We start from the raw sequence: 10,287 nt of genomic DNA, 5'->3' as shown, positions 1-10,287 counted from the left end.
TGCCTTGGATTATGAGATTTCTGCTTTGTATAAGTTTGTTTTTAATAACAGCTTTTGCCCAGCAATTAGGTTGCTTTATTAATGAAAACAACCAAAGCATCGTTTTTATAAAAGATGGACAGATTAAAAATTTGGATCTAAAAGAGACGATTTATAAAAATCAAGAGTGCGGAAATGATGGAGAATCCTTTTATATCGCAAATTTAAACAATGAGATTATTGAAGTGGCAAATGAGAGAAATTTTTTATTTGCCATGCCAAATGTTGGCTGTAAAATTTCACAAATTGTGGCAATTAAAAATAAAATTTACGTAGCTTGCGATATGGCAAATGAAGTCAGCATAGGCGTTTTTGATAAAAATCTAAATAAACTTTTAACTAAAAATTATAAAGATGTTTATAAAATTTCAAGTCTTTTGCCAATTGATGACAAACTATTTTTTACAAGCTTTAATGGCAAAGCATTTTTGCTTGATAAAGAGCTTAATTTAAAAGAGAAAAAACGTGTTGGCTTTGCTCCGCTTAGCGCCTGTAAATTTAAGGGGAATGATATTTTGCTTGGCTTTAGAGATGGAGAAATTTTAGATTTTAAAAGTGGAATCAAAAAGCAAGTTTTAAAATCTAAAATTTCAGCTCTTGCGTGTATGGAGGATGAAATTTTTATAGGTGATGGGGATGGAGTAGTCTATAAATTTGACAAAGATCTTAAGCTAAAAGGGCAAAAGGCTCTTTTTAGTAATGAGATAAAAAGAATTTTTATAGATAAAGGCGTCTTAAATGGCGTAAATTTAGACAATGAGATAAAGAGTTTAGAGATAAATTCATTTTAAAAAGGAGAGTAAATGCAAAAGTTATTTTGTGTCGCAAGTGCTGCGTTGCTTGGGCTATCTTTAACGACTGCTTGTGCTGCTAGTAGTGACCTTGAAAAAGTCATGAAAGAGCGTGGGCTAAGCGAAAAAGATGTCCTTGCAGCTGCTAAAACTTATCAGCCTAGCGGTAAAAAAGATGATTTCATCGTCTTTTCATCTGGTGGGCAAAGCGGTCAAGTGCTAGTTTATGGCGTTCCGTCGATGAGAATTTATAAATACATCGGCGTTTTCACACCAGAGCCTTGGCAAGGGTATGGCTATGACAATGAGTCAAAAGCTGTTTTGAAACAAGGCAACATCAGGGGCAAAGAGATAACATGGGGCGATACACACCACCCAAATTTTAGTGAGAAAAATGGTGAGTATGTTGGTGATTATCTATTTATCAACGATAAAGCTAACCCAAGAATCGCAGTTATAAATTTGCATGACTTTGAAACAACTCAAATCGTTGTAAACCCTATCATGAAGAGTGAGCACGGCGGTAGCTTCATCACCCCAAATAGCGAGTATGTTATCGAAGCTAGCCAATATGCAGCTCCGCTTGATAACAACTACCACTCAATAGACGACTATGAAGCAGTCTATAGAGGTGCTGTAACTTTTTGGAAATTTGACTATCCAAAAGGTAAGATCGACGAGAAAGAGTCATTCTCTCTTGAGCTTCCACCATACTGGCAAGATCTAAGCGATGCTGGTAAGGGCGAGAGCTACGGCTGGGGCTTTACAAACTCAATAAATACTGAGATGTATACCGGCGGTATCGAAAAAGGTCTTCCTCCATTTGAAGCAGGTGCAAGTAGAAATGACACTGACTTCTTACACGTTTATAACTGGAAAATTTTAGAAAAACTTGTTCAAGACAAGAAAAACTATAAAGTTATAAATGGTCACAAGGTAGTTACAATAGACGCTGCTGTAAAAGCAGGTGCGCTATTTTTGATCCCAGAGTCAAAGAGCCCACATGGTTGTGACGTAACTCCAGATGGTAGATACATTATTATTGGCGGCAAGCTTGATACTCACGCATCAGTTTATGACTTTAGAAAGATCAAAGAGCTAATCGATAAAAAAGAGTATGCTGGTACTGACCCATACGGAATTCCTATCTTAGATAGAGAAAAAACAATGCACGGACAAGTAGAACTTGGCCTTGGACCACTGCATACATCATTTGACTCACAAGATGGCGTACTTTATACTTCACTTTACGTTGATAGTCAAATCGTAAAATGGGACTATAAAAATTTAAAAGTGCTTGATAAGATAAATGTTCACTACAATATCGGCCACCTTGATACAATGGAAGGCAAATCAGCAAAACCAGTTGGTAAATATGCAATCGCTCTTGATAAACTTTCAATCGATCGCTTTAGCCCAGTTGGCCCACTTCATCCACAAAATCACCAGCTAATAGACATCACTGGTGCAAAAATGGATCTAATCTATGATATGCCAATCCCACTTGGCGAGCCACACGATGTTGTTTCAATAGCTGCTAGCAAACTAAACCCAGCGCTTACTTACAATATGGGTACAAACTCAAGAACAGGCGAGGCTAGCCCATATGCAACTCTAGCTGGTCAAGAAAGAGTTGAGAGAAATGGTAAAAATGTAACTGTCTATGCGACAATGATCAGAAGCCACATCAACCCAGAGCACATCGAGGTAAATAAAGGCGATAATGTAACAATTCACCTAACAAACCTAGAACGCGCTCAAGATGAGACTCATGGCTTTGGTATTGACCTTTACAACATTCACGCTTCACTAGAGCCTGGCAAAACTGCTTCAGTAAATTTCGTAGCTGATATGGAAGGTGTCTTCCCATACTACTGCACCGAGTTTTGCTCAGCGCTTCACCTAGAGATGATGGGTTATTTACTTGTTAAAGATCCAAGTAAAAAATATGAATCTGCAAAAAATAACAAGCTAAAAACTCTAAGCCCAGAAGCTTTAAAAGCTGAATACGACAAAGTAATCGCAACTAATAAGGCAACTGACGATGTTATCCAAGAGGTTGTTAAGTACCTAAAAGAGAAACATTATGAGAAATATCCAAAAGTAAAAGCTTTAGTTGATGACGCACTTGATCAATACGGCCACATCAAAGAGGTAAAAGCTAAAGCTGACGAAGCTTATAAAAAAGGCGACGTAAACGGCGCTATCCTTTGGGAGTACCAAGTGTGGCAATACATGGTTAAAACAGCTGACGTTGGCTTAAGAGCTAAAAATAACCTAGCTAAAGAGATCGCAACTCCGATGAGTCCAGCTGCTGCAAAAGGTGAAGAGGCTTATCTAAAAGGCGGTTGTAATGGTTGTCACGTTATCGGTCAAGTAAGCTCAGGTCCAGACCTAACAGGCGTTTTACTAAGACATGAAAATGGTGAAAAATGGGTAGCAGAATTTATCAAAGATCCTGCTAAGTTCTATAATGACGACTACATTAAATCAATGATTGATTACTTTAATCTTAGAATGCCAAATCAGCATATGAGTGATGAAGAGATCAAAAATATCATCGAATACCTAAAATGGGTAGATGAAAACGCTGGTATGTAGTTTTTAAAGGGGCGTTTTGCCCCTTTTTAAATTTTAAAATTTTATTTTTAGCAGATGAAATTTTAAAATTTAAAGGAGAGATCATGAGTAAATATAAAATTTATACCATTGTTGCACTTGTCTTAATGACTGTTTGTTTTACTTTGCCTGTTCTTGGTTGGCACGGAGCAAAAGAGCGTATAGCTGATGGTGATGAACTACCATCTTATACTTACGGTATCTATAATCTTTATAGCTCATTTCAGTATAAAAATCACCTTTTATCAAAAGATGTAGCAAGCGATCTTCATAAGATGATCGAGCAAAAAGCAGAGATTGGTACGCCATCTTTTCCTATCTGGTACGTCTCTCTTGAAGCTCCAAATTATCCAAAATCAGCCTTTCCTGATGGAATTCCTGTATATTTTCACGTAGATGGATATAGTGGCGACGTGCATGAGATGAATACGATAAATCACTACATCGGTATGTATCCTATGGAGCATGGCGGAAATTTAGAGCGAGCGATAGCACCTTATTATTTGCTTATTTCAACTCTTTGTATGCTTGCATTTTTGTATTACAATGGTAAATTTAACTCACTTCTTATGGTTCCAACGATTATCGCACCTGTGCTATTTATGAGTGCATTTGCAGGATGGCTTTACTGGTATGGACACAATATGCAAGAGTGGGGCGCATTTAAGATTAAACCATTTATGCCAACAGTTTTAGGCGATGGTAGCGTTGCACAATTTACAACTCACTCTTATCCAAGTATCGGATTTTGGGTTATGATTGCTATGAGTGTATTTTGCATACTTGCAGTATTTTCAAAGAAAAAAGAGCTAAATGCGTAAAATTTTCAATTTTGCCCTTGCTTTCTTGCCTATTTTTAGCTCTGCAAATATCCTTCAAGATGCAATAAATAACGCTAGCCCTGGCGATGTTATAAAGCTAGGGGACGGCATCTATGAAGGAAGCATAACTATAAATAAGCCGCTTAGTATCGTTGGCGAGGGCAAAAACGCTCACATAAAAGGAAATGGTAAAGGTACAGTTGTAAAGATTATTGCCTCAAATGTTACGCTTAGAAATTTAAAGATAAGCGGTAGCGGAAATGACCTTGGTGAGCTAGATGCTGGCATTGGCTGTGATAAAGCAAATAATGTCTTGATTACGCAAAATGACTTGAGTGATGTGCTTTTTGGGATTGATTTTAAAGAGTGCAGCAGCTCAAAGATCACTGAAAATAACATCACTTCTAAAAAAGGGGCCAGTCTTGGCTTTAGAGGTGATGCGGTTAGACTCTGGTATAGCCATGAAAATTTAATCGAGAGCAATTATATTTATGATAGCCGCGATATGGTTGCATGGTATGCGAGCCACAATAAATTTTTTAAAAATAAAGCGATCCGCGGTAGATACTCGCTTCATTTTATGTATGCAAATCAAAATTTAGTCGAAAACAATGATTTTATCGGCAATGCAGTCGGTATGTTTTTTATGTATTCGGCTGGCTCAAATATAAAAAATAATCTTGTTATGGATAGTGACGGCGCTTTTGGTATTGGTATCGGTCTAAAAGATGTTTCAAATTTTACTATCGAAAATAATACACTTATCTATAATGCGAGAGGAATTTTGCTTGATAACTCGCCGTTTCAGCCAGGCTCAACGATAAATTTCTTAGGCAATAAAATTTTACACAACGTAGTTGGCGTATATTTTCACGCTACTCAGGGGACAAGCATATTTGAAAATAATGATTTTATAGGCAATATGGATATCGTTGCGAACGACACTCCAGGCGATAAAATGGCATTAAATCGGTGGAGTAAAAATTATTATGATGAGTATGAGAGCTTTGATAGAGATAAAGATGGCTATGGTGATACGCCGTTTATGCATCTATCATATGCCGATCAGCTTTGGCAGTATTATCCGAATTTGCAGTTTTTCTATGGCTCAAGTGTCTTTAGTATCTTAAATTTCTTAGCTAAACTCGCGCCATTTTCTGAGCCAGTAAAGCTACTTGAAGATAGCACGCCAAGGATAAAACCACTCGATGCTTCAAATTTTAACGCGTTAAGGGCAAAACGTGGATAGAAGAAAATTTATAATCTTAGGCTCAGTCGCAGCTGCCGCAGGATATGGCATAGGTAAAATTTTGCCAAAAAGTAGCGGTGATAAACTCTATCTTAGACCACCAGGCGCGGTTGATGACTTTGATGATCTTTGTGTCAAATGCGGTCAGTGTGTGCAGGTATGCCCTTATCACAGTATAAGTTTGCTTGATATAAAAGATGGATATTCAAATGGTACAGCATACATCGATCCTAAAAAGAGAGGTTGCTACTTATGTGATCTTTTCCCATGTGTGCTCGCCTGTCCAAGCGGTGCGTTAGATCATGCTACAAAAGTCGTTGATGATGTGAAAATGGGCGTTGCTGTCTTGAGTAATGCAAATGCCTGTATGTGCCTAAAAAGAGAAAAACTAAGCGAAGATAGCGTTGAAGATTTACTTGTCCGCAAAGTTTATAACGATAGGGAAGAGGCGGAAAAAGATAAGATAAAAGGCAAAATCGGTCAAATTTGTGACCTTTGTGTCAGTATTTGCCCAGTTGGCGATAGTGCAATAGTAATGAGCGAAGCAAATTTGCCGCTTATAAAGCATGGCTGTATTGGGTGTGGGGTATGTGCTGAGGTTTGCCCTGTAAAAATTATAAATATTGCCCCAAAAATGAGTTATGATGAAATTTATAAGGAGAAAGAATGAGATTAATAATGTCCTTAGTGGCTGCTGCTTTGCTATTTGTCGGCTGTGAAAAGAGTGATGACAAAGCGCAAAAAGCAGCTAGCGAGCAACCAATAAATGTAGCCACGAGTGCTAGCATAAAGGTTGAAAAAAAAGAAAATAACCAAAGTACAAATAAACAAAATGACTTCATAAAATACGATATGCACGGCGAAAAGAGCGTAAAATTTGGACTTGAAGATAATAACGTAAGCCGTCAAATCGGTGCTTTAGCAATGGTAAGAACCCCTCTTCAAACTATAAATTTAAGACTTATAAAGGGCAGACTTAGCAAAAATTTCATTACAAAATGTTCAGCTTGTCACGATGATTACGCAAATGGTATCATCGGGCCATCACTTTTAACAAAAAGTGAAAATGAAATTTATACAATGATAAATGCTTATAAAAATAAAGAAAAAGTCAATGTCTTGATGCGAGATCTTGTTAAAAAAATGGATGATAGTGAAATCAGAAATTTAGCTAAAGAAATCAGTGATTTTAATACACAATTTAGGAGCAAATAATGAAAGTAGGAAAGATTATAACCATTATTTTAGCAGCAGCAATTTGCGGTATCATGGTTTTTATGTTAAGCCAGACTCCGCCTAAAAAGGAAAAAGTAGCAACTAATACTCAGCCAAAAGTAGAGCAAAATTTTACAAAAGAGCAGCCAAAGTCTAGTGAAGAATTTGCCAGCGAAGATGAGCTAAAAAAGGTAAAAGAGCTAAGTCTAAGTGTGGCTAAAGTACACAATGAAGGCGTTAGCAAGCAGTATCTAACAACTTGTGCTCCGTGCCATGGTGCAAATGCAAAAGGTGTCGTAGCTCCCGATATAACACACCTAAGTAAGGATGAATTGCTTAAAAAGCTAGCTGATTATAAAGCTGGCAAGGTGCAAAACTCGCTTATGAAGGGACTACTTACAAATGTTAGTGATAGCGAGCTTGAAAGCCTTGCAGATGAAATTTCTAAATTTAAAAAGTAAAAATGGACAAATATAACACTCGTGCGACAATTAGAAATGTAAGCTTTCTAAGCACGTTAATCACAACTACAAAAGATGGCAAGAAGCGTCCTAGTATACGTTTTTGGCGCATATTTAGCATTATTCTAGTTCATCTTTTATTTGTGCTTTCATATAGAGTTGATATACAAATTTTAGAAGGCGACATCAGTGCGTCAAGGATATTTGGTTTTCACTTGGCAGATGCTTTTATGAGCCTGCAAGTTTTTCTGGCGACGCATGAAATCCATGTAAATTTAATAATTGGCTCACTTAGTATCTTGGCATTTTATATCATTTTTGGCGGTAGAGGCTTTTGTTCTTGGATCTGTCCTTATTCATTAATAAGCGAAATAGCTGAGAAGATCCATGAAAATTTACGCGCTAAAAAGATAGTAAAACCACGAGTTTTTGACACAAAGTGGCGATATGTTTTCACCATTTTATTTTTAACCCTTAGCTTTGCTAGTGCAAGCCTTACATTTGAAATTTTTAATGTTGTTGGGATTTTTTCAAGATTTATTATCTATGGCTATTTTCATGCTATTTGGTTCGTTGTGGCTATGCTTATGGTTGAAATTTTCTTCTCACGTAGAGCTTGGTGCAGGTATGTCTGTCCTATTGGAGCTACTTACTCGGTGCTAGCTAAACCAAATGCCATAAAAGTTAGCTGGGATAAAGAAAAATGTGATCACTGCTTAGTTTGCACTGATGTTTGTCTAGTGCCTCACGTACTTTTTATGACAAAAAAAGGGGCAAAGCTTGACGAGAGCAAAAATATCTTTAGGATAGCTGGCGCTGATTGCACGCTTTGTGGTAGGTGTATTGATGTGTGTCATCAAGATGCACTGAAATTTGACAACGGCTTTAAAAAACTCATATAAGGAAAATTTTTGATAGATATAAAAGAAGTAACTAAAATTTTTGGCTCGCAAAGGATACTTGACAATGTTAGCCTAAACGTAAAATCTGGTGAAAAAATAGCAATACTTGGACAAAATGGAGCTGGCAAAAGCTCGCTCATGCGTATCATTTTAGGCGAGTTTATCCCAAATAGCGGAAGCATCGCGATAAATGGCGTAAATACTCTAAAAGATAGAAAAGGGGCATTGAAATTTATCTCATTTGTGCCACAAACCCCGCCACCGCTTAAATTTAACCTACGCGAGCTTTGTGAGTTTGTTTGTAAAAGCTCAAATGTAAAGTTTGAAGAGATTGAGAAATTTAGCAAGCTTTTAGAGCTTGATCTGCATGCAAATTTAAATAAGCCATTTTATAAGCTCTCTGGCGGCATGAAACAAAAGATGCTAATAGCCATTGCATTTGCTAAGGATAGTGAAATTTTGATGTTTGATGAGCCAACGGCAAATCTTGATGTGAAAGCAAGGCTTTCTTTTAAAAATTTACTTGATAATTTTACACAAAACAAAACACTTGTTTTTATTTCACACCGTATCGATGAGATAGCAAATTTATTAGATAGATGCGTCTATATGGATCTTGGCAAGATAATCAAAGAAGAAAATTTAAGGAGCAAGAGTGAATAATCTTTTTTTAATAGCAAAGCTTGATGTAAAAGAGTCTTTTCGCTCAAGATGGTTTGTGATATATGCTGCGCTTTTTTCTGCTTTGATGATAGGATTTTTATTTAGCGGCGTGACCGACTCACGTGTGCTCGGCTTTTCTGGGCTTACTAGAGCACTGCTTTTGTTTATTCAAATTTGCGTCATCATTGTGCCTATTTTTATTCTCATCTCAACCGTAAGAAGCATAAATCAAGATAGAGATACAAATTTGCTTGAATACATACTTAGCTTCCCGCTAAGCCTTAGAGAGTATTACTTTGGTAAGGCACTGGGCCGTACATTTGTTGTTTTTGTGCCACTTTTGTTTGCTCTTTTGCTTTGTGTTGTTGTTGGTCTTATAAAAGGTGTTGCGATACCTTGGAGTGTATTAACACTTTATTTTGGACTACTTTTTAGTTTAAGCATCATTTTTTTATCGCTTGGATTTTTTATCTCAAGCGTGATTAAAAATCAAGAGACAGGCCAAGGCGTAGCGTTTTTACTTTGGCTTATAATGCTAGCATTTATTGATCTAGCATTAATTGGACTTCTTATGCGAAGCTCGGTTGATGAGTACGTTATTTACGCTATTGCTATACTAAATCCGATAGAGCTTTTCAGGATAGCAGCGCTTAGTCTTTTTGATCCAAATTTAGCGGTTATCGGTACTGCATCTTATTTTATTTTAAGCACCTTTCCAAAGGCGACATTTGTAGCTTATGCGATTATTTATCCGCTCTTATTAGGCATTATTTTGCTAGTTTGTGGCTATTTTGCCTTTAGTAAAAAAGATTTGGTTTGAGATTGTTTTTTGTTAAAGAAAAGTTGGTTTTAAATTTAGACGAAACTTGTATTATTCCACTTGTCCAACAAGAAACCTCCTTTTTGTAATAGCTCCCTTTCCCCCAAAGGGAGCTAACTTCTTCCAAGGAAATTTATGAAAAAATCCATTTTATTTTTAGCATTTGCTCTTATTTCTTTGAATGCAAACTGGGATATAAATGTGCAAGAGTGCATTAATAAAAGTAACGCTAAAGCTTGCGAGAGCTTTACAAAAAAGCTTTCAAGTGAGTGTGAGAATAAAGATAAAATTTCTTGCTTTATCTATGCAGATATACTAGGGCGTGGCCTTGGCGCAGAAAAAGATACGCAAAAATCTTTTGAGATATTTAAATCGCTGCTTGCTATGAGCTAGCGACAAAGTATCTTCAAGGAAATGGTACTGAGCAAAGCTTTGATCTTTCTGCAAATGCTCTTGATAAAGCTTGCAAGATGGGCAGCAAGCGAGCTTGCAATGTATTAGAGCTTGTGCCTAAAAACTAGCTATTTTAATTTTTGTACTTGCATTAATTAAAAGAAATTTATTAAATATGGCTTTTTTAAAGTTAAATTTACTTTAGTATTACTTGGAATTTCTTTTTTATTAACTAAAAATTTTATTAAAATTTATGCTTAAACAATACTATTTCATCGTCCTAAATGGACCCTCCTTTTTGTAACTGATAAGTC

General features: G+C 36.5%; 11 protein-coding genes. All 11 read left to right on the top strand.

The features are described from left to right. The coding region (locus tag CVS92_RS07845) for a hypothetical protein (protein ID WP_234398720.1) at positions 1-830 on the top strand (830 nt) is incomplete at its 5' end. A 12-nt stretch (positions 831-842) separates the two neighbouring features. Next, the gene (nosZ, locus tag CVS92_RS07840) at positions 843-3,431 is read left to right on the top strand and encodes a Sec-dependent nitrous-oxide reductase (protein ID WP_107789066.1); all 2,589 of its coding nucleotides are present in this window, start codon (positions 843-845) and stop codon (positions 3,429-3,431) included. Positions 3,432-3,514: 83 nt separating this feature from the next. Further along, positions 3,515-4,270, top strand: coding sequence for a cytochrome C (locus tag CVS92_RS07835; protein ID WP_072595072.1), 756 nt, complete (start codon positions 3,515-3,517; stop codon positions 4,268-4,270). Next, positions 4,263-5,519, top strand: coding sequence for a nitrous oxide reductase family maturation protein NosD (locus tag CVS92_RS07830; protein WP_107789065.1), 1,257 nt, complete (start codon positions 4,263-4,265; stop codon positions 5,517-5,519). Before CVS92_RS07835 ends, CVS92_RS07830 begins: the two co-directional genes overlap by 8 nt. After that, a complete protein-coding gene (locus CVS92_RS07825; RefSeq protein ID WP_107789064.1) occupies positions 5,512-6,189 on the top strand; it encodes a 4Fe-4S dicluster domain-containing protein in 678 nt (225 codons plus the stop codon). Before CVS92_RS07830 ends, CVS92_RS07825 begins: the two co-directional genes overlap by 8 nt. After that, complete coding sequence (locus CVS92_RS07820; RefSeq protein ID WP_084109872.1) at positions 6,186-6,734, top strand: c-type cytochrome; 549 nt, start codon at positions 6,186-6,188, stop codon at positions 6,732-6,734. Before CVS92_RS07825 ends, CVS92_RS07820 begins: the two co-directional genes overlap by 4 nt. After that, positions 6,734-7,195: a c-type cytochrome gene (locus tag CVS92_RS07815; protein WP_107789063.1), complete on the top strand. Its 462-nt coding sequence runs from the start codon at positions 6,734-6,736 to the stop codon at positions 7,193-7,195. The genes CVS92_RS07820 and CVS92_RS07815 overlap by 1 nt, the downstream gene beginning before the upstream one ends. Positions 7,196-7,197: 2 nt before the next feature. Then, a complete protein-coding gene (locus CVS92_RS07810; RefSeq protein ID WP_103644287.1) occupies positions 7,198-8,097 on the top strand; it encodes a NapH/MauN family ferredoxin-type protein in 900 nt (299 codons plus the stop codon). Positions 8,098-8,106: 9 nt separating this feature from the next. Next, positions 8,107-8,760, top strand: a complete 654-nt coding sequence (locus CVS92_RS07805) for an ABC transporter ATP-binding protein (protein ID WP_054197251.1) — start codon at positions 8,107-8,109, stop codon at positions 8,758-8,760. Further along, complete coding sequence (locus tag CVS92_RS07800; RefSeq protein ID WP_107710276.1) at positions 8,753-9,580, top strand: ABC transporter permease; 828 nt, start codon at positions 8,753-8,755, stop codon at positions 9,578-9,580. The genes CVS92_RS07805 and CVS92_RS07800 overlap by 8 nt, the downstream gene beginning before the upstream one ends. 135 nt (positions 9,581-9,715) lie before the next feature. Continuing rightward, on the top strand, positions 9,716-9,973 hold the full coding sequence (locus CVS92_RS07795; protein ID WP_234398719.1) for a hypothetical protein: 258 nt from the start codon (positions 9,716-9,718) through the stop codon (positions 9,971-9,973). Positions 9,974-10,287: the final 314 nt, after the last annotated feature.

The organism is Campylobacter concisus, assembly GCF_003048555.1.
Taxonomy (GTDB): domain Bacteria; phylum Campylobacterota; class Campylobacteria; order Campylobacterales; family Campylobacteraceae; genus Campylobacter_A; species Campylobacter_A concisus_AO.
The sequence above is the reverse complement of the archived record's forward strand: the minus strand, read 5'-3'. Positions and strand labels throughout refer to the sequence as shown.

Excerpts from the sequence above, each read along its gene's own strand:
- nosZ (WP_107789066.1), top strand. The coding sequence starts at position 843 with ATGCAAAAGTTATTTTGTGTCGCAAGTGCTGCGTTGCTTGGGCTATCT.
- CVS92_RS07835 (WP_072595072.1), top strand. The coding sequence starts at position 3,515 with ATGAGTAAATATAAAATTTATACCATTGTTGCACTTGTCTTAATGACT.
- CVS92_RS07830 (WP_107789065.1), top strand. The coding sequence starts at position 4,263 with ATGCGTAAAATTTTCAATTTTGCCCTTGCTTTCTTGCCTATTTTTAGC.
- CVS92_RS07820 (WP_084109872.1), top strand. The coding sequence starts at position 6,186 with ATGAGATTAATAATGTCCTTAGTGGCTGCTGCTTTGCTATTTGTCGGC.
- CVS92_RS07815 (WP_107789063.1), top strand. The coding sequence starts at position 6,734 with ATGAAAGTAGGAAAGATTATAACCATTATTTTAGCAGCAGCAATTTGC.
- CVS92_RS07810 (WP_103644287.1), top strand. The coding sequence starts at position 7,198 with ATGGACAAATATAACACTCGTGCGACAATTAGAAATGTAAGCTTTCTA.
- CVS92_RS07795 (WP_234398719.1), top strand. The coding sequence starts at position 9,716 with ATGAAAAAATCCATTTTATTTTTAGCATTTGCTCTTATTTCTTTGAAT.